Annotated in this window: 29 protein-coding genes; 13 read left to right on the forward strand and 16 right to left on the reverse strand. The window is 71.7% G+C overall.

The annotated features are described in order from the left end of the window. Positions 1 to 83: 83 nt before the first annotated feature. The gene (locus tag IFT73_RS05270; RefSeq protein WP_192166678.1) at positions 84 to 368 is read left to right on the forward strand and encodes a hypothetical protein; all 285 of its coding nucleotides are present in this window, start codon (positions 84 to 86) and stop codon (positions 366 to 368) included. Between the two features lie 108 nt (positions 369 to 476). Continuing rightward, entirely contained in the window at positions 477 to 1,766 is a 1,290-nt protein-coding gene (locus IFT73_RS05275) for an HNH endonuclease signature motif containing protein (RefSeq protein ID WP_206759092.1), read from the forward strand. Between the two features lie 74 nt (positions 1,767 to 1,840). Here the strand turns inward: IFT73_RS05275 and IFT73_RS19515 are convergent, their stop codons facing one another. The 5 genes from IFT73_RS19515 to IFT73_RS05300 all read right to left on the reverse strand — a co-directional run bounded on the left by IFT73_RS19515 (position 1,841) and on the right by IFT73_RS05300 (position 6,482). After that, entirely contained in the window at positions 1,841 to 2,161 is a 321-nt protein-coding gene (locus IFT73_RS19515) for a pentapeptide repeat-containing protein (RefSeq protein WP_371811158.1), read from the reverse strand. Between the two features lie 61 nt (positions 2,162 to 2,222). Further along, positions 2,223 to 3,437 (reverse strand): uroporphyrinogen-III C-methyltransferase, encoded by a 1,215-nt coding sequence (gene cobA / locus IFT73_RS05285; RefSeq protein WP_192166681.1) that lies wholly within the window; start codon positions 3,435 to 3,437, stop codon positions 2,223 to 2,225. After that, complete coding sequence (locus tag IFT73_RS05290; protein WP_192166682.1) at positions 3,434 to 4,735, reverse strand: sulfate adenylyltransferase subunit 1; 1,302 nt, start codon at positions 4,733 to 4,735, stop codon at positions 3,434 to 3,436. The genes cobA and IFT73_RS05290 overlap by 4 nt, the downstream gene beginning before the upstream one ends. Further along, a complete protein-coding gene (cysD, locus tag IFT73_RS05295) occupies positions 4,735 to 5,646 on the reverse strand; it encodes a sulfate adenylyltransferase subunit CysD (RefSeq protein WP_235501820.1) in 912 nt (303 codons plus the stop codon). Before cysD ends, IFT73_RS05290 begins: the two co-directional genes overlap by 1 nt. Before the next feature lie 38 nt (positions 5,647 to 5,684). Beyond that, positions 5,685 to 6,482, reverse strand: coding sequence for a phosphoadenylyl-sulfate reductase (locus IFT73_RS05300; RefSeq protein WP_082556158.1), 798 nt, complete (start codon positions 6,480 to 6,482; stop codon positions 5,685 to 5,687). A 173-nt stretch (positions 6,483 to 6,655) separates the two neighbouring features. Here IFT73_RS05300 and IFT73_RS05305 point away from each other — a divergent pair, with 173 nt between their 5' ends. Further along, positions 6,656 to 7,279 (forward strand): L-threonylcarbamoyladenylate synthase, encoded by a 624-nt coding sequence (locus tag IFT73_RS05305; RefSeq protein WP_192166683.1) that lies wholly within the window; start codon positions 6,656 to 6,658, stop codon positions 7,277 to 7,279. On the opposite strand, the gene IFT73_RS05310 is transcribed toward IFT73_RS05305, so the two are convergent. From IFT73_RS05310 to IFT73_RS05325, 4 genes are read right to left on the reverse strand one after another with little or no spacing between them, the layout of a single operon-like run. Beyond that, positions 7,263 to 8,432, reverse strand: coding sequence for an MFS transporter (locus tag IFT73_RS05310; protein WP_192166684.1), 1,170 nt, complete (start codon positions 8,430 to 8,432; stop codon positions 7,263 to 7,265). The two genes, IFT73_RS05305 and IFT73_RS05310, sit on opposite strands and share 17 nt — an antisense overlap. 23 nt (positions 8,433 to 8,455) lie before the next feature. Further along, entirely contained in the window at positions 8,456 to 8,998 is a 543-nt protein-coding gene (locus IFT73_RS05315; protein ID WP_056608400.1) for a GNAT family N-acetyltransferase, read from the reverse strand. A 39-nt stretch (positions 8,999 to 9,037) separates the two neighbouring features. After that, positions 9,038 to 9,907 (reverse strand): DNA-3-methyladenine glycosylase, encoded by an 870-nt coding sequence (locus IFT73_RS05320; protein WP_197983499.1) that lies wholly within the window; start codon positions 9,905 to 9,907, stop codon positions 9,038 to 9,040. Between the two features lie 53 nt (positions 9,908 to 9,960). Further along, a complete protein-coding gene (locus IFT73_RS05325) occupies positions 9,961 to 10,578 on the reverse strand; it encodes a DUF1992 domain-containing protein (RefSeq protein ID WP_192166686.1) in 618 nt (205 codons plus the stop codon). A gap of 110 nt (positions 10,579 to 10,688) precedes the next feature. On the opposite strand from IFT73_RS05325, the gene IFT73_RS05330 reads away from it, so the two are divergent. Both IFT73_RS05330 and IFT73_RS05335 read left to right on the forward strand, forming a co-directional pair. Beyond that, entirely contained in the window at positions 10,689 to 11,270 is a 582-nt protein-coding gene (locus IFT73_RS05330) for an isochorismatase family protein (protein WP_192166687.1), read from the forward strand. A gap of 30 nt (positions 11,271 to 11,300) precedes the next feature. After that, a complete protein-coding gene (locus IFT73_RS05335) occupies positions 11,301 to 12,044 on the forward strand; it encodes an EAL domain-containing protein (RefSeq protein WP_192166688.1) in 744 nt (247 codons plus the stop codon). A gap of 51 nt (positions 12,045 to 12,095) precedes the next feature. On the opposite strand, the gene IFT73_RS05340 is transcribed toward IFT73_RS05335, so the two are convergent. Next, positions 12,096 to 12,368 carry a DUF3072 domain-containing protein gene (locus tag IFT73_RS05340; RefSeq protein WP_192166689.1) on the reverse strand — a complete coding sequence of 91 codons (273 nt, stop codon included), beginning with the start codon at positions 12,366 to 12,368 and terminating at the stop codon, positions 12,096 to 12,098. An 83-nt stretch (positions 12,369 to 12,451) separates the two neighbouring features. Between IFT73_RS05340 and IFT73_RS05345 the strand changes: the two genes are divergently transcribed. Next, a complete protein-coding gene (locus tag IFT73_RS05345; protein ID WP_192166690.1) occupies positions 12,452 to 12,841 on the forward strand; it encodes a low affinity iron permease family protein in 390 nt (129 codons plus the stop codon). On the opposite strand, the gene IFT73_RS05350 is transcribed toward IFT73_RS05345, so the two are convergent. Both IFT73_RS05350 and IFT73_RS05355 read right to left on the reverse strand, forming a co-directional pair. Next, the gene (locus IFT73_RS05350; protein WP_192166691.1) at positions 12,838 to 13,425 is read right to left on the reverse strand and encodes a rhomboid family intramembrane serine protease; all 588 of its coding nucleotides are present in this window, start codon (positions 13,423 to 13,425) and stop codon (positions 12,838 to 12,840) included. The two genes, IFT73_RS05345 and IFT73_RS05350, sit on opposite strands and share 4 nt — an antisense overlap. Continuing rightward, entirely contained in the window at positions 13,422 to 14,321 is a 900-nt protein-coding gene (locus tag IFT73_RS05355; RefSeq protein ID WP_192166692.1) for an alpha/beta hydrolase fold domain-containing protein, read from the reverse strand. The genes IFT73_RS05350 and IFT73_RS05355 overlap by 4 nt, the downstream gene beginning before the upstream one ends. A gap of 66 nt (positions 14,322 to 14,387) precedes the next feature. Between IFT73_RS05355 and IFT73_RS05360 the strand changes: the two genes are divergently transcribed. The 5 genes from IFT73_RS05360 to IFT73_RS05380 all read left to right on the forward strand — a co-directional run bounded on the left by IFT73_RS05360 (position 14,388) and on the right by IFT73_RS05380 (position 19,211). After that, on the forward strand, positions 14,388 to 15,041 hold the full coding sequence (locus IFT73_RS05360) for an MBL fold metallo-hydrolase (RefSeq protein ID WP_192166693.1): 654 nt from the start codon (positions 14,388 to 14,390) through the stop codon (positions 15,039 to 15,041). A gap of 15 nt (positions 15,042 to 15,056) precedes the next feature. After that, complete coding sequence (locus tag IFT73_RS05365; protein WP_056608421.1) at positions 15,057 to 16,592, forward strand: UDP-N-acetylglucosamine 1-carboxyvinyltransferase; 1,536 nt, start codon at positions 15,057 to 15,059, stop codon at positions 16,590 to 16,592. A gap of 35 nt (positions 16,593 to 16,627) precedes the next feature. Then, the gene (locus IFT73_RS05370; RefSeq protein WP_192166694.1) at positions 16,628 to 17,395 is read left to right on the forward strand and encodes a glycerophosphodiester phosphodiesterase family protein; all 768 of its coding nucleotides are present in this window, start codon (positions 16,628 to 16,630) and stop codon (positions 17,393 to 17,395) included. Continuing rightward, complete coding sequence (locus IFT73_RS05375; protein WP_192166695.1) at positions 17,392 to 18,732, forward strand: MFS transporter; 1,341 nt, start codon at positions 17,392 to 17,394, stop codon at positions 18,730 to 18,732. Before IFT73_RS05370 ends, IFT73_RS05375 begins: the two co-directional genes overlap by 4 nt. An 86-nt stretch (positions 18,733 to 18,818) precedes the next feature. Next, positions 18,819 to 19,211 carry an RNA polymerase-binding protein RbpA gene (locus tag IFT73_RS05380; RefSeq protein ID WP_056608432.1) on the forward strand — a complete coding sequence of 131 codons (393 nt, stop codon included), beginning with the start codon at positions 18,819 to 18,821 and terminating at the stop codon, positions 19,209 to 19,211. Between the two features lies 1 nt (position 19,212). On the opposite strand, the gene IFT73_RS05385 is transcribed toward IFT73_RS05380, so the two are convergent. The 3 genes from IFT73_RS05385 to IFT73_RS05395 are packed head-to-tail and all read right to left on the reverse strand — an operon-like array spanning position 19,213 to position 22,549. Then, positions 19,213 to 19,983 carry a polyprenol monophosphomannose synthase gene (locus IFT73_RS05385; RefSeq protein ID WP_197983500.1) on the reverse strand — a complete coding sequence of 257 codons (771 nt, stop codon included), beginning with the start codon at positions 19,981 to 19,983 and terminating at the stop codon, positions 19,213 to 19,215. After that, positions 19,980 to 21,473, reverse strand: a complete 1,494-nt coding sequence (gene lnt / locus IFT73_RS05390; protein WP_192166697.1) for an apolipoprotein N-acyltransferase — start codon at positions 21,471 to 21,473, stop codon at positions 19,980 to 19,982. The genes IFT73_RS05385 and lnt overlap by 4 nt, the downstream gene beginning before the upstream one ends. Next, positions 21,470 to 22,549: a M24 family metallopeptidase gene (locus tag IFT73_RS05395; RefSeq protein WP_192166698.1), complete on the reverse strand. Its 1,080-nt coding sequence runs from the start codon at positions 22,547 to 22,549 to the stop codon at positions 21,470 to 21,472. Before IFT73_RS05395 ends, lnt begins: the two co-directional genes overlap by 4 nt. Positions 22,550 to 22,657: 108 nt before the next feature. On the opposite strand from IFT73_RS05395, the gene IFT73_RS05400 reads away from it, so the two are divergent. Both IFT73_RS05400 and IFT73_RS05405 read left to right on the forward strand, forming a co-directional pair. Further along, positions 22,658 to 23,038, forward strand: a complete 381-nt coding sequence (locus tag IFT73_RS05400; RefSeq protein ID WP_197983501.1) for a PLD nuclease N-terminal domain-containing protein — start codon at positions 22,658 to 22,660, stop codon at positions 23,036 to 23,038. A gap of 53 nt (positions 23,039 to 23,091) precedes the next feature. Beyond that, positions 23,092 to 24,000, forward strand: a complete 909-nt coding sequence (locus IFT73_RS05405; protein WP_192166700.1) for a 5'-3' exonuclease H3TH domain-containing protein — start codon at positions 23,092 to 23,094, stop codon at positions 23,998 to 24,000. On the opposite strand, the gene IFT73_RS05410 is transcribed toward IFT73_RS05405, so the two are convergent. Next, positions 23,990 to 26,716, reverse strand: a complete 2,727-nt coding sequence (locus IFT73_RS05410) for an RNA helicase (RefSeq protein WP_192166701.1) — start codon at positions 26,714 to 26,716, stop codon at positions 23,990 to 23,992. The genes IFT73_RS05405 and IFT73_RS05410 overlap by 11 nt on opposite strands. Positions 26,717 to 26,722 lie beyond the last annotated feature (6 nt).

Here is a 26,722-nt window from a genome sequence, read left to right on the forward strand (position 1 = left end):
CCGTCGTGCGGCCGGTGTCTCGAAGCCGGTACACGACGGTCCTCCCGGTGCTACCGTCGATCTCCCCTCACCGAGGAGTCGACATGGATCTCGCAGAGCTGATGGACACCGTCATCGAGCCGTCCGCGGTCCACGTGGCCGGCGAGGGTGAACGGCTCGTCACGATGAGGCTCGCCGACGACTTCAGCATCGGCATGCGGCTCCACCAGTGCGACTCGTACCGGAAGTGGGACGTCCTCGAGATCGCGGTGCGGCCGACCGGCGCACACGAGACGATCAGCGACGACGACGTGCGCGAGCTCCCGATGAGAGCGCTGATCGACGAGGCGCGACGCCTCGCGACCAAGAGCGCGAAGCCGGTCGGGTAGCTGTCTCTCGCCTGTGCATGACGTGGGACGTGTGTCGGTGGTGGGTAGTAGATTGGACTCATTCGAACAGGTGTTCTAGTCGGGTTGAGTCAGGTCGGGGGTGGTGTGGTGATCGTGGATCAGCTGTCGTCGCTGGCCGATGACCTCGCCGCGCTCGAGCCCTGGCAGTTGACGGGCACTGAGGTGCGCGAGGTGATCGTGGCGGTGCAGCGCACCCGCACCGCCCTGGACGCGACGATGTCGCGGCTGGTGGGGTGTGCCGATCAGATGGGACTCGCGAAGGACGACGGTGCGGCCTCGACGACGGCGTGGCTGTCGGCGGCGGCGAACATGACCAAGGGGGCGGCGTCCAAGCTGGTCGGCCTGTCGAAGGGCGTCGGGTGCGAGGCGACCCGTGCGGCGTGGGGTCGCGGTGAGCTGTCGACCGATCAGGCGGCGGTCATCATCAAGGCCATCGGCGCGCTGCCGGACTGGGTCGACGACCAGCCCCGCGCCGACGCCGAGACCCACCTGATCGCCCTGGCCGCCGAGCACGACCTGGAGGGCCTGCAGCGCCTGGCGCACCGGGTGCTGGAGGTCATCGACCCCGACGGCTACGACGAGCACCTCGGCGAGCAGCTGCGTCAGGAAGAGGAGCGGGCCCGGGTCCGCACCCGCTTCGCCATGGCTCGCCGCGGCGACGGCACCTCACGCGGCACCTTCGTCCTGGGTGACACCGATGGCGACGTGCTGCGCGCCGCGATCGAGGGGATCATCGCCCCCCGCCGCAACGGTGCGGCTGCCGAGTCGTTCGGGATGGGCGCCGATGACTGGGCCACGCTTCCCCGTGACCAGAAGATGGGCCACGCCTTCGCCGAGCTCGTCAACCACCTGCCCACCGACGCCCTGCCCACCGCCGGGGGCCTGGCTGCGACGGTCGCGGTGACGATCGACGCCGACAACCTGGCCACCGGAACCGGAACGGCCACCAACACGTCGGGCACCACGATGTCGGCCACGAAAGCTCAGCGGATGGCGTGCAACGCCCACTTGGTGGCACTGCTGCTGGACGGCGACTCGCGCGTCGTCGACCACGGCACCACCCGCCGGTTGTACGACCGCCACCAGAGGCTGATCCTGGCGACCCGCGACGGCGGGTGCGTGTTCCCGCGCTGTGACCGGCCACCGGCCTGGTGCGAGGCGCATCACCTGGACTTCTGGGCCGAAGGTGGTCCCACCGATCTCGACAACGCAGCCCTGCTGTGCCATTTTCATCACCACTTGGTGCACGAGGGGCAGTGGACCGCCCGCATGGCCGATGACGGCATCGTCGAAGTCATCCCACCACCACACGTCGACCCCGACCAGACCCCACAACGCCACTCCCGCTTCACCCGACAACACCCCCGCGCCGGCTGACATCCACGTCTTCGACGGGTGGCGCACCCCGATGCAAGACCTCACGCGCCTTCAGCGCCAGCGCATCGCGACCATTACGGTCGTGGCATCCCGAACCCAAGGGGCAACCCAGCGACCCGTTCCGTCGTGACTCCCGACAGCTTCGCTCCGTCGACCCGCACGCCGTCCAGGACGGTTCGCCCATGATCAGTACCGGTGTTGACGTAGGTGAACGTCGTCTCCGTGAGGTCAGCGAAGCTCAGATCGGCGTCGGTGAAGTCGCACCCCGCGAAGGTGGCACCTCGGAGGGAGGCGGCGACGAGGAGGGCGTTGGCGAAGGAGCACAGCCGGAAGTGACGCCGTCGAACGTGGCGTGGCGAAGGTCGGCACCCGCGAAGTCGCACCGATCGAACCATCGCACGTCAGGGTCCACGTCACCCGCACGCAGTCCTGCAAAGCTCAGGCGCTCGGCCCTGATCATGGCGAGGACGTATCTCGTTCCGCCCAGGCCGGCGAGAGGGTCACCACGTCGCCGATGATCGTGATGGCGGGGGACTCGGCACCGGCCGCCGCCGCGACCTCGGCGAGGGTCGAGAGCGTGGCGACGGTGACCCGCTGCGTCGGGGTGCAGCCGCGCTCGACGATCGCGGCGGGGGTGTCGGGGGCGTGGCCACCGGCCACCAGCTCGGCGCACGTGTCGGCCAGGCGCTTGACGCCCATCAGCATCACGAGGGTGTGCGACCCGGAGTGGGGGAGGTCGCCGACCTCCTCGTGGCCCGTCACGACGGTGAACCCTCGCGACACCCCGCGGTGCGTGACGGGGATGCCGGCCGCGGCCGCGACGGAGATGGCGCTCGTGACGCCGGGCACGACCTCGACGGGGATGCCGGCGTCGCGGCAGGCGATGAGTTCCTCGCCACCGCGGCCGAAGACGTACGGGTCGCCGCCCTTCAGGCGCACGACGATCTTGCCCTGGCGGGCGCGGTCGACCAGGATCGCGTTGATCTCGTGCTGGGGGATCGGGTGGTGGTCGGGCATCTTGCCGACGTCGACGACCTCGACGTCGCTGTCGAGCTCGGCCAGCAGCGCGTGCGGTGCGAGCCGGTCGACCACCACGACGTCCGCCTCGGCGAGCAGTCGTCGCCCGCGCGTCGTGAGCAGGCCGGGATCGCCGGGGCCGCCGCCGACCAGCGCGACGAAGCCGTCGGGGTGGTGCGTGCGGTGGCGCATCGGCAGCTCGCCGGCCTGCAGGGCCGCCGCGACCCCGTCACGCAGCGCCGACGCGCGACCGGCGTCCCCGCCGCCGCTGACCGCCACCATGACGTCGTCGACCTGCGCGACGGCCGGGGCCCAGGCCGTCGCGTGCTCGGGGTCGCCGCCCTTCAGGCACCAGATCTGCGCCGACTCGGCGTCGGCGGCCACGAGGTCGTCGACGTGCGAGTCGGTCGCGGTCTGCACGAGCCACGCGCCGTGCAGGTCGCCCGGGGCGTACGTGCGTCGGATCCATTCGACGTCGCCGCGGCCGATCGACGACGCGAGCGAGTCCGAGACCGCGGGGGAGACGACCGTGACCCGGGCGCCGGCATCGACGAGCGACAGCGTGCGGCGGGTCGCGACGTGCCCGCCGCCGACCACCACGACCTTGCGCCCGCCCACGCGGAGCGTCAGGGGGAGGCTGCCTCCACCCGTCATGCAGACGCGGTCGCGGCGCCGACCTCGGCCACGGTGTCGAGCAGCGCGTCGCCGACCATGCCGGCCGCCAGGGTGCCGCCGTCCTGCGCGTCGACCAGCAGGAACGCGCCGGTGCCGCGCGAGTGCAGGTACTCCTCGGCCGGGATCGCCGACGCCAGCCGCAGCGTCACGTGCCCGATGTCGTTCAGGCCGAGCGAGTCGGCCGGGAGGAGCTGCGCGTCGTCGAGGTCGAGCTTGCCGCCGATCGCCTTCACCATCGCCTGGACCGTCCGGGTGCCGTGCTTCAGCAGCACCTTCGTGCCCGGGACGAGCGTGTGGTCGGCGAGCCAGGCGATCGTGCCGTCGATGTCCTGCGTGACGGGTGGGACGCTGCGGGACGTCGCGATCAGGTCGCCCCGCGAGACGTCGATGTCGTCGGCCAGACGGATCGTCACCGACTGCGGGGCGAACGCCTCGTCGAGCGAGCGTCCCGCGAAGTCGATGCCCGTGACGGTGCTGGTGCGCCCGCTCGGCTGCACCGTGACGGCGTCGCCGACCCGCACGAGACCCGACGTGATCTGACCCGCGTAGCCCCGGTAGTCGCGGAACTCGTCGCCGGCCGCCTGCTGCGGACGGATGACCAGCTGCACCGGGAACCGCAGCGGCTCGGACTGCGGGCTGCCGACGGGGGAGAGCTGCTCCAGGAACGTCAGGAGGCTCGGCCCGTCGTACCACGGCGTCCGCTCGGACCGCTCGACGACGTTGTCGCCGGCCAGTGCCGAGACCGGGATCGTCGCGACGTCGTACAGCCCCAGGCTGCGCGCCGACGCGAGGACCTCGTCCGAGACCCGCGTGTAGGTGTCCTCGTCGAAGTCGACGAGGTCGATCTTGTTGACGACCACGACGACGTGCGGCACCCGCAGCAGCGACGCGACGGCGAGGTGCCGGCGGGTCTGCTCCTGGATGCCGTGGCGGACGTCGACCAGCAGCACCACGACGTCGGCGGTGCTCGCGCCGGTCACGGTGTTGCGGGTGTACTGCACGTGGCCGGGGCAGTCGGCCAGGATGAACGACCGCTCGGCGGTCGCGAAGTAGCGGTAGGCCACGTCGATCGTGATGCCCTGCTCACGCTCCGAGCGCAGACCGTCGGTCAGCAGCGCGAGGTCGGCCGACTCCAGGCCGCGGTCGCGGCTGACCCGCTCGACGGCGTCGAACTGGTCGGCCAGCACCGACTTGGAGTCGTACAGGAGCCGGCCCACGAGGGTCGACTTGCCGTCGTCGACCGAACCGGCCGTGGCGAGACGAAGCAGCGTCCGCATCAGAAGTAGCCCTCTTTCTTGCGATCTTCCATGGCGGCCTCGGAGGCGCGGTCGTCGGCTCGTGTCGCCCCCCGCTCGGTCAGGCGGGTGCCGGCGACCTCGGCGATGACGGCCTCGACGGTCGTCGCGTCGCTCTCGACGGCGCCCGTGCAGGACGCGTCGCCGACCGTGCGGTAGCGGACCTGGCGCTTCTCGACGGTCTCGCCGTCGCGCGGCTGCGACACGTCGCTGACGCTGATCAGCATGCCGTCGCGCTCGAACACCTCGCGCTGGTGGGCGTAGTACAGCTCGGGCAGGGCGATGTCCTCGGCGGCGATGTACTGCCAGACGTCGAGCTCGGTCCAGTTGCTGAGCGGGAAGACGCGGACGTGCTCGCCGGGCCGGTGGCGGCCGTTGTACAGGTTCCACAGCTCGGGACGCTGGTTGCGCGGGTCCCACTGGCCGAACTCGTCGCGCAGGCTGAAGACGCGCTCCTTGGCGCGGGCCTTCTCCTCGTCGCGGCGCCCACCGCCGAACACGGCGTCGAACTTGTGGTCGGTGATGCCGTCGAGCAGCGGCTGCGTCTGCAGCTGGTTGCGGGTGCCGTCGCTGCGCTCGCGCAGGCGTCCGTCGTCGATGTAGTCCTGCACCGAGGCGACGACGAGCCGCAGGCCCAGGCGCTCGACCGTGGCGTCGCGGAACGCCAGCACCTCGGGGAAGTTGTGCCCCGTGTCGACGTGCATCACCGGGAACGGCACGGGGGCCGGCCAGAAGGCCTTCGTCGCGAGGTGCAGCATCACGACGGAGTCCTTGCCGCCCGAGAACAGCAGGACGGGACGCTCGAACTCCGCTGCGACCTCGCGGATGATGTGGATCGCCTCCGACTCCAGCCACTGCAGCTGGGTGAGACGTCGTTCGTCGGTCAGGGTCATCGGAGCCTTGTCGTGGGTCGTGAGGTCGGTGGCGGTCATCAGGTGTGCAGGCCGCACTCGGTCTTGTCGAGCCCGGCCCAGCGGCCGGCGCGCGGGTCCTCGCCGGGAGCGACGCGGCGCGTGCACGTCGCGCAGCCGATCGACGGGTAGCCGTCGTTGACCAGCGGGTTGACGATGACGCCGTTGTCGTCGGCGTAGGCCAGCAGCTCGTCGAACGTCCACGCCGCCAGGGGGTTGACCTTGACGAGGCCGTTCTTCTCGTCCCACGTGACGAACGGCGTGTCGGCGCGGGTGGGGCCCTCGTCGCGGCGGACTCCCGTGATCCACACCTCGTAGCCCTGCAGCGTCCGGTGCAGGGGCTCGACCTTGCGCATGTCGCAGCACAGGGCGGGATCGCGCTGGTAGAGCTTCTCGCCGAACTCGGCGTCCTGCTCGGCGACGGAGCGCAGGGGGGTGACGTCGACGATGGACAGCCTCATGGACGCCTCGACGGCGTCACGGGTGCCGATCGTCTCGGCGAAGTGGTAGCCGGTCTCGAGGAACAGCGTGTCGACCCACGGGAGGTGCTGCGCGACGACGTGGGGCAGCACCGCATCGGCCATCGAGCAGGCGACGGCGGTGCGGTAGCCGAACTCCTCGGCGACCCAGGCCAGGACCGTGTCGCCGTCGGCGTCGGCGAGCCGGGACTGCGCGGACTCGGCGATCGCCTTGAGCTCGGCGTTCGGGCGCCGCGGCGCCAGACGCTCCTCGCGCTCGGCCAGGTGCGTCGAGCGCTCCTGGTCGTGGGCGATCTGCTGCTGACGGCGCTCCGCGAGCGTCAGGACGGCCTCGGTCATGTCGTCACACCTCTCCGTGCCCGTGGAACCTCATGGGCATCGTTCGCCTCTCAGGATAGGTCGGCGGCACGCGACACCGCGGCGTGCCGGTCCGGCGTCCGGATGGCGGAACGCGAACACGTGACCGGCGTCACACCCGAGACGCGGGTGCCCTCCGGTCCTATGCTCGGACCATGGTCCGCTTCATCGACATCCACCCCGAGAACCCGCAGCAGCGTGCCGTCGACCAGGCGACCGCGATCATCGCCGACGGCGGTCTCATCGCCTACCCGACCGACTCGGGGTACGCGCTCGGCGCGCAGATCGGCAACAAGGACGCCCTCGACCGCATCCGCGCGATCCGTGCGCTCGACGCCAAGCACCACTTCACGCTCGTGTGCAAGGACTTCTCGCAGCTCGGGCAGTTCGTGCACGTCGACAACGCGATCTTCCGCGCCGTCAAGAACGCGACCCCCGGGCCGTACACGTTCATCCTGCCCGCGACCCGCGAGGTGCCGCGACGTCTGCTGCACGAGAAGAAGAAGACCGTCGGCGTGCGCATCCCCGACAGCAAGGTCGTCGCGGCGCTGCTCGAGACGCTGGGCGAGCCGATCCTGTCGACGACCCTGATCATGCCCGGCAGCTCCGAGGCCATGACGACGGCGTGGGAGATCTCCGAGGAGCTCGACGGGCGCATCGAGGCCGTCATCGAGTCCGGCGAGGACGTCGTTCCCGAGCCGACGACCGTCATAGACTTCTCCGACGGCTCGGCCGAGGTGATCCGCGTCGGCGCGGGGGACCCTACGCCGTTCGAGTGACCCGGGCCGCCAGCGCCACGGGGATCGTCACGAGGGCGACCGCGGCACCGATCACCATCAGGCCGGTGGGGGAGACGGACCGCAGCGCGAGCGTGCTCAGCAGGGGGGCGGCGAAGCCCAGGTACGTCAGGCTGTAGAACACCGCGTTGAGCGACGCCAGGTCGTCGCGGTGGGCGACCTGCTCGATCGTCGTGAGGCCGCCCACCAGCACGAGCCCATAGGCCGTGCCCAGCAGCAGCGCGGCGACGGGGAGCAGCAGCTCCTGCCCGGTGCGGGCGATCACGACGCCGACCGCGAGGCCCAGCGCAGCGGCGAGCAGGCCCGTCGCGATGATGCGTCGCGGGTCGCCGAGCCGCTTGCCGAAGGGCTGCACCAGCACGCCGGTCCACAGCGTGAGGCCGCACAGCGCGCCGGTCACGGCGATCGGGGCGACACCGATCTCGACGAACGTCGGGATCGTCGCGAAGCTCGTGGAGGCCGCTCCGAAGACCCAGGGGGCCGTGAACAGGATGCCGAGCAGGAACGGACGGCTCCGCAGCACGGACGCCACCTCGCGTCCCTGGCGGGAGTGGTCGACGGGGCGTGCCGGGGGCTCGGGAGCGTGCCAGGCGATCGCCACGACGACGACCATCAGCACCAGGTGGGGGAGGTAGGGCAGCAGGGTCGGCGCGGGCAGCCACTGCGCGACGACACCCGCGACCAGGGGGCCCGACCCGAACCCGGCCGACAGCGCCAGCGCGGCCCGCCGGGCACCCGTGCCGCCGGGGCGGTCGGCCGACAGCTCCTTGATCCAGGCCGACCCCGGGGCGAAGGCGGCCCCCGACGCGACGCCGGCCATGAGGCGTCCGAGCAGCAGGACCGCGAGGCTGTGACCGCCGACGATCAGCACGATCGTCGCGGCGACCGACAGGACGAGCACGGGACGCATGACGCGCCGTCGCCCGATGCGGTCGGAGATCGGGCCGACGATCAGCAGCGCCGGGATCAGGCCGATCGCGTAGGCGCCGAACAGGCCCGTGACGGCCTCGCCCGAGAAGCCGTCCTCGTCGCGGTAGACCAGCAGCATCGCCGCGAACTGGTTGGCGCCCCAGCCCACCGCGAACATTGCCGCGGCGACGCGGAACCAAGGGGCGGGAGCGAGGCGCGACGACACCGGGACAGCGTAGGGGCCCCGCGTCACGCGGGGCGGCGCAGGTCGAGCCCGTACAGCGCCTTGTCGCCGTCGATGTCGGCGGCGACGACCTGCCAGCCGCGTCCCTCGTAGAGCCGCGGCGCGGCGCGGTCGCCGGGGACGGTGGCCAGCAGGGCCCGCTCGTGGGGCAGCCCCGCCACGAGCTCGTCGTGCAGCAGGCCCGCGACCCCCTGACCCCGGAACGCGGGGTCGACGACCATGTCGACGAGCTCGAAGTGGTCGCCGACCCACGTCTCGACGATGTCGGAGGGGACCGTCGTGGCGAGCCAGTCGCTCCAGAACTGCCCGCGCCGCCCCGTGAAGCCGTACCCGTAGCCCGACACCTGCCCGTCGGTCGTGGACAGCACGAGCTTGAAGCCGGCGCGGCCCGCGTGACGCGTGAGGGTGACGTCGGCGAAGTCGTCGGCGTCGAGACGGCTCTCGGGCAGGTCCGGGTCGCCGTAGGCCGCCAGGTAGACCGCGGCCATGGCATCGCGGGTCGCGCGGTCGATCGGCTGGTCCGGATGGGTCTGCACGGTCGTCGTCATGACGAGGTCAACGCGCGGGTGCCCACGGATTCTTCCCGATCAGATGCGCCGGTGGTCGACCCGGGCCATCCGCGGACCACGCCGGTCGGTGCCGACCAAGGGGCTCAGGCCGACGAGCCGGACGACCCTGAAGCGGTGCCCCCGCCACGGCTCGAGCACCTCGGCGAGCTCGACGTCGTCGATGCGCCGCCCGAGCAGGGCCACCCCCACGTCCTTCGCGACGTGGTAGTCGCCGAACGGCACGGCGTCCGCGTCGCCGAGGGCGCGACTGCCGACCTCGGCCGCCGTCCACACGCCGATGCCGGGGATGCTGCGGAGCCCGCGGTGCACGGCGGCGTGGTCGTCGGGGTGGCGCTCGGCGAGCCGCTCGAGCTGCGGTCCGAGCCGGGCGGCCGCCTGGGCCGCGCGGGCCCGGCTGGGGTCGACGCCGGCGAGGTGCCACTCCCACGACGGGACGGCGGCCCACTGCTCGGCGGTGGGCGGCACCCGCAGGCCGTCGGGGGCGGGCCCCGGAGGAGCCTCGCCGAACCGGTGCAGCAGTCGCCGCTGCGCGGCGAAGGCGTCGATGCCGAGCACCTTCTGCTCGATGATGGCCGGGATGAGCGCCTCCATGACCCGTCCCGTGCGCGGCACGCGGAGCCCGGGGAACCGGCGCGCACCGTCGGCCAGGACGGGGTGCGACGGCACGAAGCCCGAGGGGTCGTCGGTCATGCCGACGAGGCGCTCGAGCCCGTCGAGCAGCTCGGTCCGTCCGGGGCCCCACGCCGTGGCCCTGACGCGACGCGGACCGAGCTGCTCGATCGCGTAGGTGACGGGACCCGTGGGCATGCGGCTGGTGCGCCAGATGCGCGAGCCGATGCGCCGGAACGTCGGATCGGCCGAACCGCGGCGCAGCAGCGCAAGCGTCAAGGCGACATTGACGTCCGTGTCGGACCACACCTCGCGGACGGACTCGGGAGCACTCACGGGGACGGACGACCCCGGCGTCGCCATCGCCGCCACCGGGGCGGGGGAGCGGCAGCGGCCTCCGCGGCGCGGATCTCGGCCAGGCGCGCCTTCTGCTCGGCGACCCGGCGGGTCCGGCGCTCGTGCCAGGCGTCGACCTCGTCGTCGGCGTCGAGCAGCGGGGTGACGACCGGGGGACCGCCCTGCAGCTGGCGGCGTGCCTCGACCACGCGGGCGTTGAAGTCGGCGACGGCGGTGCGCACGCCGTCGGGGGTCGTGATGCGGTCAAGCGTCGTGGCGATCTCGGCGTGCTCCGTGCGCAGGGCCAGGGCAGGTGGCAGGACGCCCGTGATGCGCTCGCGCTCGATCAGCCGCTTGAGCCACCAGTCGGGGTCGTGGGGCCGATCGATGCCCGCGATCGGCTTGCCCGCGCCGGGCAGGTCGTCGAAGTCGCCGCGGCGGATGGCCTGCTGGATCTGCATGTCGACCCACTGGGCCTGGTGCTGCATGCGGTGCGCGCGGGCGGCGGCCTCGTCGGGGGCCTCTTCGTCGTCGTCGTGTCCCTGCTGCGCCGCGGCGGCCTCGGCCGCCAGCCGCTGCCGGTACTCGAACCTCTTGCGATCGCTGGCACTCATCGCGGCACCTCCTCGGCCGTCGCCCCAGTCTACGAAGCGCCCGGTGATGTGTCAGGGGAGAGCACTAGCGTTCGGAGCGTCACGGATGAGGGCCCGACGAAGGAGATCCCATGAGCAGCTGGTCAGATCGTCCGCACACCGCCCTGGTCGTCGTCGACGTGCAGAACGACGTCGTCGCGCGGGCCCACGACCGCGACGGGGTGGTCGGCCGCATCGCGTCGCTGGTCGACCGGGCGCGCTCGAACGACGTGCCGGTCGTGTGGGTGCAGCACCACGACGACGACCTGGTACAGGGGAGCGAGGCGTGGCGGTACGTGCCCGAGCTGACGCAGCGCGAGTCCGAGCCCGTCGTGCACAAGCAGTACGGCGACTCCTTCGAGGGCACCGACCTCGAGCAGGTCCTGGCGGCCCGGCGGGTCGGCTCGCTGGTGGTCGCGGGTGCACAGACCGACGCGTGCATCCGGTCCACGGTCCATGGCGCGTTCACCCGCGGCTACGACGTCACGCTGGTCGGCGACGCCCACACCACCGACGACTTCAGCGCCTGGGGAGCGCCCGGTCCGGCGGAGGTCGTCGCACACACCAACCTGTACTGGAGCCACCAGGGTGCACCCGGTCGCACCGCCGCCGTCGTCGACGCGGCAGACGTCGACTTCGGCACCAGCGGGAAGTCGTCACAACCCGTCGCATAAACTCGGACCTCTCCTCAGGACGGGAACTCCATGTCATGTGACGGCTGCTCCACGGCGTCGGCTCTCGACCTCGACGTCAGCATGGCCTTCCAGCCCATCTACGACGCGGTCGACGAGCGGGTGTGGGGCTACGAGGCGCTGGTCAGGGGAGTCGGAGGCGAAGGGGCCGCCGAGGTGCTGGCGCAGGTCCGACCCGACCAGCGGTACCGGTTCGACCAGGACTGCCGCGTGACGGCGATCGAGCTGGCGTCCCGTCTCTTCCCCGAGCCGGAGCAGCTGAAGCTGTCGATCAACTTCATGCCCAACGCCGTGTACGAGCCGTCGGCGTGCCTGCGGGCGACGCTGCGGGCCGCCGACCGCCACGGCTTCCCGCTGACGTCGATCATGTTCGAGTTCACCGAGGACGAGCAGGTCGCCGACACCGAGCACCTGACCGGCATCATCGCGGAGTACCGCAAGCGGGGGTTCACCACGGCGATCGACGACTTCGGCGCGGGTCACGCGGGCCTGAGCCTGCTGGTGGACTTCCAGCCCGACCTGATCAAGATCGACATGCTGGTCATCCGCGGCGTCGACACCGATCCGGCGCGGCAGGCCGTCGTCGCCGGCGTGGTCCACATGGCCGACGCCCTCGGCATCACCGTGCTGGCCGAGGGCATCGAGACCGTGGCGGAGTACCGGACGCTCAGGGGAGCGGGCATCCGGCTGTTCCAGGGGTACTGGTTCGCGCGCCCGGCCTTCGAGGCCCTGCCCCCGCTCCAGAATCCCCGCTAGTTGACATAATGTGCATTATCGGACAAACAGGGCGAGGCTGACGAGCGGGTCTCAGGACTCGGTTCCGCGGCCCGTCTTCTCCTGCAGTCGGTCGATGTGCTCGGACGCCTCGGCCTTGGTCAGATCGGCCGTCAGCGTCTCGCCGGCGTCGCGCGCCAGCGTGTCGAGGTAGCTGCGCTGGGCGCCGGTCATCGGCTCGTCGCCGGTGACCCAGTCGTTCGGATCCTTCTCGGTCGTGTTGGCGGCGTCGGCCCCCAGGACGTCGCCCTCGGGCTGGTCGGTCGGCTGGTCGTCGGGCGTCGAATGCATGTTCGATTCAGTCATGGTCCGACTGTAGGTCGACCGGGCGGTCGGCGCACGTCCAGCGCTGCCCGGCGGATGACACTGACTGGCGCTAGCGTCTGCCCATGAGCCAGCACGCCGCCGAGCCGACGACCGCCGATGACCGTTCCGCCTTCGACCGGTTCGTCGAGGCCGCCTACCAGCGCGTCAGCAGGGCGCCGTTCTTCGCCGTCTGCGCCGGCATCGTCGTCGCGTGGTTCGTCAGCGTGCCGCTGTGGCCCGACCTGAAGTCGTGGCAGGTCGCGATCCACACGGTCGCGTCGGTCATCTCGCTGCTGCTGCTGGTGCTGCTCGAGAATGCCAGCCGGCGGGCCGAGGAGGCCGCGCAGGAGAAGCTCAACGTCATCGCCGAGGCACTCTCCGACCTGATGCTGTCGCGCGCGCAGGACGATCCCGGCCTCGACGACTCGGCCCGCAAGCTGCGTCGGGCGATCGGTCTGGAGGACCGTCACTAGTCCCGGACGCGACGCGGGGTCACGAGCCACGCGGCGAGCGCGCCGGCGGCGGCACCGAACAGGTGACCCTCCCACGAGATGCCGGGCCGTCCGGGCAGCACGCCCCACAGGAGCCCGCCGTACACCAGGAACACCACCACGCCCAGCGCGATCTGACCGACGTGACGGCTGAAGACCCCCCTGACGACCAGGTACGACAGCCAGCCGAACACCAGACCGGACGCGCCGAGGTGCACCGTGCCGGGGGCCCCGACGAGCCACACCGCTGCTCCCCCGACGACCCACACGATCGCGGTGACCTGCGCCCACGTGCGCAGGCCCGACAGCCCGACCAGGAACCCGAGCACCAGCAGGGGCACGGTGTTGCCGAGCAGGTGCGCCCATCCCCCGTGCAGCAGCGGCCCGAGGGCGACGCCCTCCAGCCCGTCGACGCTGCGGGGCCTGACGCCGTTGCCGTCGAGGGTTCCCGGCACGACGACGTCGACCAGCTCGACGGCGTAGAGCAGCACCACGAATCCGACGGCGAGGGCGCCCGCCCGCGCCGGTCCCGACATCTCGCGCGGCTCGGCCTGCTGATCGGTCATGGGTCGATGGTAGGCAGGTGCGCCGCCCGTACCAGGGCCGCGAGGTGGTCCAGCTCCCGTCGCGCCTGCTCGGGGTCGTCGCCGTCGAGGAAGTAGTGGTCGCGCCCCGGGACGACGCGGTGCTCGAACAGCAGACCCTCCTGGGCCAGCCGCTGCGCGTAGGCGTCGCCCTCCGCCCTCAGCAAGTCGTGCTCGGCCGTGACGACGACGGTGGGAGGCAGGCCCGCCACGGTGTCGGCGAGCAGCGGGGACGCGTACGGCTCGGACCGTCGGGAGGCGTCCTTGAAGTACGTCGCCCGCACGGTCGTCAGCAGGCCCGGCCCGATCATGGGGTGCGGGATCGTCGCGTGCTTGTCGTGCACGTCGCCGGCGACCTCGAGCGACGGGACCGCGAGCAGCTGCAGGCGGGGCGACGCGGTGCCGAGGTCACGGGCCTGCAGGCACGCGGACGCCGCGAGGCCTCCGCCCCCGCTGAACCCGCCGACCGAGATGCTCCTCTCGTCCAGGTCCCACTCCCCTGCGTGCCCGGCGAGCCACGCGACGACGTCGTGGGCCTGCTCGTGCGCGACCGGGTACCGCACGCGCGGCGCCACCAGGTAGTCGACGTTGACGACCGCGACGCCGGCCTCGGCGACCAGGAAGCGGCAGAAGAAGTCGTCCATCCGCGGGAACCGCATCATGAACGCGCCGCCGTGGAAGTGGACGTGCACGGGCGGCGCCGTCACGCCGGGCGGCCGGTAGACCTCGACCCTGACCCGGCCGTGGCGCGTCGGCACGGACCGTCTCGTCGGACGCGGCAGGTCCTGGCCCGCGAAGCGCAACGACCGTCCGTACCGCACGGTCAGGGGCGCGAGGAGTCCGGACATCAGGGCGTACGCGTCGTGGTTCAGGGCCATGCCACCAGTTCGGAGCCGACGGGCCACCGGTTGGCCCGGTGCGGTGAGGGGTGCACGATGGGACGCATGCAGATCACCCGCTTCGGACATGCCGCCGTCCTCGTCGAGGTGGCCGGCGCCCGCATCCTGGTCGACCCGGGCACGTTCAGCGTCGACGAGACGTTCGCGCTGACGGGCCTCGACGCGATCGTCGTGACGCACCAGCACCCCGACCACCTCGACCAGGAGCGCCTGCCGCCCCTGCTCGCCGGCAACCCCGACGCCGTCCTCGTCTGCGACCCGGAGACCGCGGCGTCGGTCTCGGTCGGCGAGTGGATCCCGAACGCCGAGGGGCTCGAGACCGCGATCGGTGCGGCGTCGGTGCGCGGCGTCGGCGCGCAGCACGCCGTGATCCTCCCCACGCTCCCCCGCATCGCGAACGTCGGCGTGCTGGTCAGCGCCCCGGGCGAGCCGACCCTGTTCCACCCCGGTGACAGCTACGAGCACGCGCCGGACGGCGTCGACGTGCTGGCGCTCCCCCTCGCCGCACCGTGGGCCAAGACCAGCGAGACCGTCGACTTCGCCCAGCGCGTCGCCCCCGCGACCCTGTTCCCGGTGCACGACCGCACGATCTCCGATCTCGCCTACGGCACGTACTGGGGCCAGGTGTCGGGCCACGCGGGCGTCGACGACTGCCGCCTCGTGGACCAGACCGGGACATTTGAGTTATCTCACAACTGAGATAACGTGGTCGGCATGAGCGTTCGTGACGACTACCTTTCCCGCATCGGAGCCCTCATCAGGGACGCCCGCCAGCACAGCGGCCTGACGCAGGCCGAGCTGGCCTCCGAGCTGCGCACCAGCCAGAGCGCGATCAACCGCATCGAGAAAGGCCAGCAGAACCTGACCCTCGACATGCTCGCCCGCATCGGCAGCGCGCTCGACTCCGAGCTCGTCAGCGTCGGCACGTCCGGCCCGAGCCACCTGCGCGTCGCCGGCGGCACCAAGCTGTCGGGCTCGATCGACGTCAAGTCGAGCAAGAACGCGGGGGTCGCCCTGCTGTGCGCCTCGCTGCTCAACGCCGGCACGACGGTGCTGCGCAAGGTCGCGCGCATCGAGGAGGTCAACCGTCTCCTCGAGGTGCTGACCTCGATCGGCGTCAAGGCCACGTGGCTCAACGACGAGAACGACCTCGAGCTCGTCGTGCCCGCGACGCTCGACCTGGCGGCGATGGACGCCGACGCGGCCCGCCGCACCCGCAGCATCATCATGTTCCTTGGCCCGCTGATGCACCGCTACGACGACTTCGAGCTGCCGTACGCCGGCGGCTGCGACCTCGGCACCCGCACCGTCGAGCCGCACATGACGGCCCTGCGACCGTTCGGCCTCAAGGTCGTCGCGACCGAGGGCAGCTACCACGCGACCGCCGCGGAAGGTGTCGGCCCGGAGCGGCCGATCGTGCTGACCGAGCGCGGCGACACCGTCACCGAGAACGCGCTGCTCGCGGCCGCCCGGTACGACGGCGTCACGGTCATCCGCAACGCCAGCCCCAACTACATGGTGCAGGACCTGTGCTTCTTCCTCGTCAAGCTCGGCGTGGGCATCGAGGGCATCGGCACGACGACGCTGCGCGTCACGGGCAAGCCCGTCATCAACTGCGACGTCGAGTACGCCCCGAGCGAGGACCCGATCGAGGCCATGAGCCTGATCGCGGCGGCGATCGTCACGCGGTCGAGCATCACGGTGCGCCGCGTGCCGATCGAGTTCATGGAGATCGAGCTCGCGCTGCTCGAGGAGATGGGCTTCCAGTACGACCGCAGCGACGAGTACCCGGCCGAGAACGGCGAGACGCGGCTGGTCGACATCACGACGCACGAGTCGTCGCTGCACGCCCCGATCGACAAGATCCACCCCATGCCGTTCCCGGGCCTCAACATCGACAACCTGCCGTTCTTCGCGGTCATCGCCGCGACGGCCGAGGGCCAGACGATGCTGCACGACTGGGTCTACGAGAACCGCGCGATCTACCTGACCGAGCTCAACAAGCTCGGCGCGCAGGTCAAGCTGCTCGACCCGCACCGCGTCCTGATCGAGGGGCCGACGCACTGGAGCGGCACCGAGCTCGTGTGCCCGCCCGCGCTGCGTCCCGCCGTCGTGATCCTGCTGGCGATGCTGGCCGCGAAGGGCACCTCGGTGCTGCGCAGCGTGTACGTCATCAACCGCGGCTACGAGGATCTCGCCGAGCGCCTCAACGCCCTCGGTGCGCAGATCGAGACCTTCCGCGACATCTGAGCCGGGCTGCACCCGCGAGGGCTTAGCGTGGGGGCGTGTCCGGCTACCTCGATCCGCCGCCCCTGGCCCTCGCCCACCGCGGCGGGTCGGGCGTCCCCGGCAACGTCGGCGTCGAGAACTCGCTCGCGGCGTTCTCGCACGCGCACGCGCTGGGCTACCGGTACTTCGAGACCGACGTGCGGTCGTCGTCGGACGGGGTCGTGTACGCGATCCACGACGCGGCGCTCGACCGGCTGACCGGCAGCGCCGACACCGTCGCGGGCCTGACCGCCGAGGCGCTCGACCTCCTGCGGCTCGACGGTCGTGAGCCGTTCGCGCGGCTCGACGCGCTGTACGCCACGTTCCCCGACGCCCGGCTCAACATCGACCTGAAGTCCGACGACGTCGTCGGGCCGGCCGTCGACCTGCTGACCGGGCTGGGGGTCGTTGACCGGACGCTGCTGGCGTCGTTCTCGCACCGCCGGCTGCGCCGGGTCCGTCGCCTGCTGCCGGACGTCGCGACGTCCGCGTCGAGCCTCGAGGCGGCCCTGGTCAAGCTGCTGCCGACGGTCGTCCTGCGGCGCCTGCGCCTCGCGCCGGTGTGCCTGCAGGTGCCCGCGCGTCGCGGTCGTCTGCGCCTCGTCACCGACGGATTCGTGCGCAAGGCCCACGCCCTCGGTCTGCAGGTGCACGTCTGGACGATCGACGAGCCCGACGAGATGCACGAGCTGCTCGACCTCGGCGTCGACGGGCTCGTGACCGACCGCACCGACGTCCTCAAGGACGTCCTCACCGCCCGAGGCGTCTGGAAGGACCCACGATGACCCCCTCCTCCCCCGTGCCCGCCCGCGCCGTCGCCGACACCACCCGCCGTGGTCCGGTCATCGCGTGGAGCCTGTGGGACTGGGGATCGGCCGCGTTCAACGCCGTCATCGTGACGTTCGTCTTCTCGGTGTACCTGACCGACGCCGTCGGCGAGGACCTCTCGGGGCCGGTGTCGGCCAGCTCGTGGCTGGGCTGGGCGGTCGGTGCCGCGAGCCTCGTGATCGCGGTGCTGGCGCCCGTCATGGGGCAGCGCTCGGACGCGTCGGGCCACCGCAAGCGGTCGCTCGCGCTGCTCACGACGTCGGTCGTGGTGGTCACGGCCCTGATGTTCCTGGTCGAGGACAGCCCCGACTTCCTGTGGCTCGGGCTCGTGCTGATCGCGGTCGGCACGGTGCTGTTCGAGCTCGCGCAGGTGCCGTACTTCGCGATGCTGCGCCAGGTCTCGACGCCCGCGACGGTCGGACGCGTGTCGGGCGTCGGCTGGGCGTTCGGCTACCTCGGCGGCATCGTGCTGCTGGTCATCGTCTACGTCGGGCTGATCTCCGGCGACGGCGGCCTGCTCGGCGTCTCGACCGACAACGGGCTCAACATCCGCTGGGTCGCTGTCGTCGCGGCGGTGTGGTTCCTGGCGTTCTCGATCCCCGTCCTGCTGATGGTGCCCGAGCTGCCGGCCACTGCGCTCCTCCACGGGGAGAGCCACGTCCCCGACGTCGGGTTCCGCGAGTCGTACCGCGTGCTGTTCGCCGAGATCCGCACGATGTGGCGCGAGGACCGCCACACCCTGCAGTTCCTGATCGCCAGCGCCCTGTTCCGCGACGGCCTGGCCGGCGTCTTCACGTTCGGGGCGGTCATCGCCGTGAGCGTCTACGGCTTCACCGACGACACCGTGATCCCGTTCGGCATCGCCGCCAACGTCGCGGCCGCGACGGGCGCCCTCGTGGCCGGACGGCTCGACGACCGCCTCGGCCCGCGGCGCGTCATCGTGTTCTCGCTGGTCGCGATGCTGGTGGCCGGCGTGGTGCTGCTGTTCGTGCAGGGCATGGCGGGCTTCTGGGTCTTCGGGCTGGTGCTGTGCCTGTTCGTCGGGCCCGCGCAGTCGGCGTCGCGCACCTACCTCGTGCGCCTGACGCCCCCGGGCAAGGAGGGCCAGCACTTCGGCCTCTACGCCATGACGGGCCGCGCGGCGTCGTTCCTGGCGCCCACGCTGTTCGGGCTGTTCGCCTTCGTCTTCGGCGACGACCGCTGGGGCATCGTCGGCATCATGCTGGTGCTGCTCGTCGGTCTGCTGGCCCTGCTGAAGGTCCCCGCGCTGACCCGCGACAGGGCGGACGTCTGACCCGGCTCCGAAGAGATTCCCGTTCAGGGGAATCTCATGTGTGTCCCCTACGTTGATAGAGGTAAGGCACACGAAAGGGGACGCACATGGCTGAACGTGCACTGCGAGGAGCTCGACTCGGAACTCAGAGCTTCGAGGACGAGCGCGGGGTCGAGATGGCTCCCCGGCAGCAGGTCGAGTACGTCTGCGCCGACGGGCACACCTTCACGGTGGTCATGGCCGACGAGGCCGAGATCCCGTTCGAGTGGGAGGACCCGAAGACGGGCGCGATCGGTCAGCTCGCCGACGGTGTCAAGCCCGAGGGCAAGGCCGAGAAGCCCGTCCGCACCCACTGGGACATGCTGCTCGAGCGTCGCTCGGTCGACGAGCTGGAAGAGATCCTGACGGAGCGGCTCGAGCTGCTCCGCGGCGGCGAGATCGGTCCGCCGCACCTGCACCGCCCGGCGAAGAAGTCGGCGGCGAAGAAGAAGACCGCCTAGGTCACGCACCAGGGCGCGACGCAAGGGACTCCGGCTCCGGCCGGGGTCCCTTTCGCAGTCGCCGGGGCACCAGCCGCGCAGCGCCCCACACCGTGACGCGCCACAGGGCCTCGCGGACGATCGCGCCGCTCATCTTGGACTCGCCCCGCTCGCGCTCGACGAACGTGATGGGCACCTCGACGACGTCCATGCCGGCGGCCGCGACCCGGCGGGTCATGTCGATCTGGAAGCAGTAGCCCTGCGAGGCGACCTGGTCGAGCGGCAGGCGCTCGAGCGTCTCGCGGCGGAACGCGCGGAAGCCGCCCGTCGCGTCCTTGACGTCGAGGCCGAGCAGCAGGCGCGCGTACAGCGTGCCCCCGCGGGAGATGAGACGCCGGTGCCACGGCCAGTTGACGACGCCGCCGCCGGGGACCCACCGCGACCCGAGCACGAGATCGGCGCCGGTCGCGCTGGCGGCGAGGATCTGGGCGAGGTCCTCGGGACGGTGCGAGCCGTCGGCGTCCATCTCGAGCAGCGTGTCGTACCCGCGCTCGAGGCCCCAGGCGAACCCGGCCCGGTAGGCCGAGCCGAGACCCTGCTTGGACACCCGGTGCAGCACGTGCACCCGGTCGTCGGCGGCCGCCAGCGCGTCGGCGATGGCGCCCGTGCCGTCGGGCGACCCGTCGTCGGCGACGAGGACGTGCAGCTGCGGCTGGGCCGCGAGGACGCGCTCCACGATCCAGGCGAGATTGGCGGCCTCGTCGTACGTCGGGATGATGACGAGCGCTGTCATGGGGTTCCGTTCTGCTGGCGCGGGCGGGTGCCGAGCAACCATGCTCCCAGACCCGTCGCGACCAGCAACCACTCGAGGTAGCGGCCGATGACCAGCGCGGGCGTGCGGCCCGATGCGAGGGTGACCTCGGCGCTGATCGTGGCGGGCTCGTGCAGCGGCGCACGCTCGACGCTGCGCCCGGTCGGGTCGACGACGCCCGAGATGCCGTTGGTCGACGGGACGACGACCCAGCGGCCCGTCTCGATCGCCCGCAGGCGCGAGATGTCCCACTGCTGCTCGGGCTGCGACGTGCCGGTGAACGCGGCATTGCTGGTCTGGACGACCATGAGCTGGGCTCCCCCGTCGACGGCGCGGCGCGTCACGCCGTCGTAGGCGATGTCGTAGCAGATCGTGTCGCCGATGCGGGTGTCGCCGATCGTCATGGCGCCCGGCTGGTCGCCTGCCAGCATGTCGCGGGGGATGTCGCGGGCGAGCCGGTTGACGACGAACCCGGCCTGCTGGCGGAACGGCACGTACTCACCGAACGGCACGGGCTTGAGCTTGTCGTAGCGGTCCCCGGGGCCGTCGGCGGTCCACACGACGCCGGAGTTGCGCGCCGTCTCGACCGTCGGGCCGTCGAAGATGCCGCCGACCAGGATCGGCGCCTTCAGCAGCGCCGAGAGGTCCTCGATCTGCTGCCGCACGAGGGCGTCGTGGTACGGGTCGATGTCGGTGGCGTTCTCGGGCCACAGGACCATGTCGGGCTGCGGCACGTCGCCGGCGCGGATCTTCTCGACCAGCCGGGACGTCTCGGCGACGTGCAGGTCGAAGATCTCGCCGCGCGGCCAGGTCAGGAAGACCCCCGGCACGTCGCCCTGCACGAGCGCGACCTGCCGGGTGCCGTCGGCGCCCGCGATGCCGGTGGGCAGCAGCGCCCCGACCCCCACGATGGCCACGACGCCGGCAGCGGCGCCGATGCGGGCCCGGCGGCCCGGCCCCGTCACGACGACCAGCACGAGCGCCGCCGCGACGAACAGCACGGCGCTGGTGCCGGGCATCGCCACGAGGCGCGCGTAGGAGGCGAACGGCGTGTCGATCGAGGTGTGGGCGAGCCGTCCCCACGGGAAGCCCGTGAAGGGGAACCGGCCCCGCGCCCACTCCCCCAGGACCCACACGCCCGCACCCCACAGCGGCCACGCCCGCAGGCGCGTCGCGGCGCGAAGCGCCAGCATGATCGGGATGAAGAACAGCGCCTGGGCGATCACGAGCGCGACGTACGCGCCCGCGCTGACGGCGTTCATCCACCAGATCAGCGGCGCCATGAAGCCCAGCCCGAACAGCAGGCCCGTGACGGCCACGGTGCGCTTGCGCGCGTGCGACAGACGGCGCGCGAGCCAGATCAGGCCGGCCACGCCCGCGATCATCGCGAACGGCAGCCCGACCGGGTCGAAGTCGAGCGAGCACAGGGCCCCGAGGGCGGCCGCGGCCGGCCAGGCGACCTTCCAGGTCACAGGGAGACGAGTCCGCGCGGGGTGTTGTTGAGCACCTCGAGACCGTCGGCCGTGCACACGACGATGTCCTCGATGCGGGCCCCGAAACGTCCCTCGTGGTAGATGCCCGGCTCGATCGAGAAGGCCATGCCCTCCTCGAGCACCAGGTCGTTGCCCTCGATGATGTAGGGCTCCTCGTGCGTCTCCTGGCCGATCCCGTGACCCGTGCGGTGGATGAACAGGTCGCCGAAGCCGGCGTCGGCGATGATCTGCCGGCCGATCGCGTCGACCGACTCGGCCGTGACGCCCGGGCGCGCGTGGTCGATCTGCGCGCGCTGGGCGGCCTCGAGCACCGCGTACGCCTCGGTGTACAGGGGGTCGACGGTGCCGCCGGCCAGGTAGTTGCGGGTCGAGTCCGAGCAGTAGCCCGACGGCATCGTGCCGCCGATGTCGACGACGACGGGGTCGCCGGCCTCGATGACCCGGTCGGACAGCTCGTGGTGCGGCGAGGCGCCGTTGGGCCCCGATCCGACGATCACGAAGTCGACGGTCTCGTGGCCCTCGTCGATGATCGCGCGCGCGATGTCGGCTCCGACCTCGCGCTCGGTGCGCCCGGGGCGCAGCCACTCGTGGACGCGTCCGTGCACGCGGTCGATCGCGAGCCCCGCCTGACGCAGCGCCTCGACCTCGTCGGCGTCCTTGCGGATGCGCAGCTGCTGCACGAGGGAGCCGGCCAGCACCTGGTCGGCGGTCGGGATGGCCTCGCCGAGCGCGAAGACGCGCGACGCCCACATGTGGTCGTCGAGGCCGATCGTCGTCGCGTCGCCGACCAGGCTCGCGACCAGGGCGAACGGGTCGTCGCGCTCGTCCCACGTGGCGATCTCGACGTCGACGCCCGACGCGACCGCGGCCTGGCGCTCGAGGGCCGGCACGACGAGCGTCGGGGTGCCGGCGGCGGGCAGGACGAGGCACGTCAGCCGCTCGAGCGGGAGCGCGACGTAGCCGGTCAGGTACCGCAGATCGGCCCCCGGGGTCACGAGCAGGGCGTCGATGCCCTGCGAAGCCGCCAGTTGCTGTGCCTTGCGCCATGTGCTCACGCCACGACGATACCCGTGGGATCATCGTCGTCGTTCGGCTGCACGTGACCCCCGCGGCTGACAGGATGTCGTGACGTCCGACGAACAGGGAGCCACGACGTGCTGTACATGAACGGGTTGCTGAGCCTGATGGTCCTCGCGCTGTGGATCTTCTGCCTCTTCGACGTCATCACGACCGACGAGGGTGCGTGCCGCAACCTGTCCAAGACCTTCTGGCTCGTGCTCGTGGTCTTCCTGCCGGCCGTCGGCTCGCTGGCCTGGCTGGTCGCCGGACGTCCGCACGCTCCCGCCGACCTGCCGTACAAGGGCAACCGCGGGTCGTCCGTCCCGGTCGTGCACGACCGCGAGCGTCCCGTGCGCCACGTCGATCCCGATCCCGACCGCGAGGCCGCGTACCAGCGCGCCCTGCGGGCCCGTGCGGAGGAGCAGCGCCAGGCGTACCGCGCCCGTCAGCAGCGACAGCTCGACGAGGGGCACGACTCCGCCTGACCCCGGCTCGGGCGCGGGCCCCGCGCCGGCCCGCCGACGTCTAGGCTCGGGACATGCCCACGTCCCGTGACCGCCTCCTCCTGCTCGACAGCGCGAGCCTGTACTTCCGAGCCTTCTTCGGCATCCCGAAGACGCTGACGGCGCCCGACGGCACCGCGGTCAACGCCCTGCGCGGCATCCTCGACTTCACGTCGAGCCTCACGACGCAGTACGAGCCCGGTGCCGTCGTGGCGTGCTGGGACGACGACTGGCGTCCGCAGTGGCGGGTCGACCTGATCGACACCTACAAGACGCAGCGCCTGGACGACGACGGCGGCGAGGCCGACACGACCGACGGTCTGCTCGGGCCCCAGGTGCCGCTGATCTCCGAGGCGTTCGGGCTGCTCGGCATCCCCGTCGTCGGCGCCGCCGACCACGAGGCCGACGACGTCATCGGCACGCTCGCGGCACGGTGGGACGGACCCGTCGACGTCGTCACGGGCGACCGCGACCTCTTCCAGGTCGTCGACGACGACCGCGACGTCCGGGTGCTGTACGTCGCGAAGGGCGTGTCGAGGCACGACGTCGTCGACGAGGCCTGGCTCCGGGCGAAGTACTCGATCGGCGCGTCCGACTACGTCGACTTCGCGGTCATGCGAGGCGACCCGTCCGACGGCCTGCCCGGTGTGGCCGGGATCGGCGACAAGACCGCCGCGGTGCTGCTCGACCGGTTCGGCGACCTCGACGGCATCCTCGAGGCCGCGGGCGATCCCTCGTCCTCGATCACGCCCAAGGTGCGGCGGTCGCTGCTCGACTCGGTCGACTACATCCGTGCCGCGCGCGAGGTCGTGGCGGTGCGCACCGACGTCTGCGACGTGCCCGACCTGTCGGCGACGCCTGACCACGAGAAGTTCGAGGCGTTCGGCCAGACCTGGGGCCTCGGCGGCGTGACGGAGCGCGCCCTCAAGGCCGTCACGCGCTGATGCTGGTGTAGCTGACGACGCCGTGGCGCAGCAGGTCGAGCGACTCGCGGGCCGTGGTGCGCAGGGGCCCCGGCCCGGCGGCGTCGGCGATCTGCGCCACGACGTCGATGAGCTGCTTCATGGCCCGCACGAAGTCGCCGGCCGCGAGCTCCATCTCGCCGAGGACGTCGTCGAGGCTCGCGTCGTTGCACCACTGCCAGACCGCCTGCGCGAAGCCGAAGTCGGGCTGGTGCAGGAACTTGACGCGGTGCTCGCGCTCGAGCTGCTGCAGGTCGGCGCACAGCTGCGACATGGTCGCCGCCGTCTCGCGGACGGCCTGCGACGGGAAGCGCGGGGCGGGCAGCTCGTCAGAGCTGCGTGACTGGTAGGTCAGGCCGCTCACGACGGACGCGAGCTCGGCCGCGTCGAGGCCGTCCCACGCCTGCTGGCGCAGGCACTCGCTCACGAGCAGGTCGAGGTCGCTGTAGAGACGGGTGAGCTTCTTGCCGTCGGCCGTGACCTCGTCGCCGTCGAGGTAGCCCAGCACGTCGAGCACCTCGCACACGCGGTCGAACTGGCGGGCGACGGTGTTGGTGCGCTGCTCGATGCGTCCGCGCTGGTTCTTCGTGTCGCGCTCGAGCTTGAGGTAGCGCTCGGCCCAGCGCGCGTGCTTCTCGCGGTCGGGGCACTGGTGGCACGGGTGGTCGCGCAGCTTCTCACGGATCGCGCCGATGCGCGGGTCCTCGCGCGAGGAGTGGTCGCGCCGCTGCTTCTCCTGGCCCCACGCGACGCCGTCGGCACGGCTGCGCAGCGCGGCCGCGAGGTCGCGCCGCGCCTGCGGGTTGCGGGCGTTGAACGACTTGGGGATGCGCATCGTGGTCAGGGCCGACACCGGAGCCGTGAAGTCGATCATCGCGAGCCGGCGGGCGTGCCGGCTGGCCGTCAGCACCATGGGTCGCGGACCGTCGCCGTCGGTGGCCCGGCCCGGGTCGAGCACGACCGCGATGCCGGCGAACTTGCCGACCGGCACGTGGATGACGTCGCCCGGACGCAGCCGCGTCAGCGACTCGGCGATCTCGGCACGCTCGGCCTGGCGGCGGGCCTTGGAGCCGGACGCCTCGATGTCGGTCAGCTCGCGCCGCAGCGACGCGTACTCCATGAAGTCGCCCCGGTCGCAGTGGATGTTGTCGCGGTAGCCGTCGAGGGCGTCGTCGGCCTTGCGGATCTGCCGTGCGAGCCCGACGACGGCGCGATCGGCCTGGAACTGGGCGAACGACTGCTCGAGGAGCTCGCGGGCCACGCCGCGCCCGACCTGGCCGACGAGGTTGACCGCCATGTTGTACGACGGGTGGAACGACGAGTTGAGCGGGTAGGTGCGCGTGCTGGCCAGACCGGCGACCTGCTTGGGGTCGAGGCCCGGCTGCCACAGGACCACGCCGTGCCCCTCGACGTCGATGCCGCGACGGCCCGCTCGTCCCGTCAGCTGCGTGTACTCCCCCGGCGTGATGTTGGCGTGCGTCTCGCCGTTCCACTTCGACAGCTTCTCGATCACGACGGACCGTGCCGGCATGTTGATGCCCAGCGCGAGGGTCTCGGTCGCGAAGATGACCTTGACGAAGCCCGCGCTGAAGAGGTCCTCGACGCACTCCTTGAACGTCGGCAGCATGCCTGCGTGGTGCGCCGCGATGCCGCGGGCGAGGCCGTCGCGGAACTCGTAGTAGCCCAGGACGTGCAGATCGGCCTCGGGCAGGTGCGCGCACGCCGCGTCGACGAACGCCGTGATCTCGGCCTGCTCCTCGGGCGTCGTCAGCGTGATGCGGGCGTCGAGGCACTGCTGCACCGCCGCGGCGCAGCCGGCCCGGCTGAACACGAACGTGATCGCCGGCAGCAGGCCCTCGGCGTCGAGCCGCTCGACGACGTCGACCCGGCTGGGCGTCCGATTGCGGCTGCGGGGTCGCTTGCCGCCCTTGGGGCGGTGGCCGCGCATCGACCGGGTGAGCTGCCAGTCCTCGCGTGCGAGCCGCTCGAGGGCCTTGTTGACCTCGACGCCCCGGTCGTCGGGGCTGGGCTCGAACAGCGGGAACATCGTGCGGCCCACCAGGACGTGCTGGTGCAGCGGGATCGGCCGCCGCTCCTCGACGATCGTCACGGTGTCGCCGCGCACCGCGGTGAGCCAGTCACCGAACTCCTCGGCGTTGGACACGGTCGCCGACAGCGCGATGACCGAGACCGACTCGGCGAGGTGGATGATGACCTCCTCCCACACGGCACCGCGGGTGCGGTCGGCGAGGTAGTGCACCTCGTCCATCACGACGAAACCGAGCGTGTCGAGCGTGCGCGAGCCCGCGTAGAGCATGTTGCGCAGCACCTCGGTCGTCATGACGACGATCGGCGCCTCGCCGTTGATCGTGTTGTCGCCCGTCAGCAGCCCGACGTTGTCGGCGCCGTACCGCTCGACGAGGTCGGAGAACTTCTGGTTCGACAGGGCCTTGATGGGGGTCGTGTAGAAGCACTTGCGCCCCGTCTGCAGCGCCAGGTGGACCGCGAACTCGCCGACGAGCGTCTTGCCCGAGCCGGTGGGGGCTGCGACCAACACGCCGTGACCGTCCTCGACGACCTTGCACGCCTCGACCTGGAAGCCGTCGAGCCCGAAGTCGTACAGGCCGCGGAACTCCGCGAGCCGCGGGTACTGCCTGCTCGTGCGGGACTGTGCGTACTTCTCCGCCGGGCTGCTCATGGCTCC

The sequence above is a fragment of the Aeromicrobium sp. CFBP 8757 genome (assembly GCF_014841755.1).
In the GTDB taxonomy this organism is placed as follows: domain Bacteria; phylum Actinomycetota; class Actinomycetes; order Propionibacteriales; family Nocardioidaceae; genus Aeromicrobium.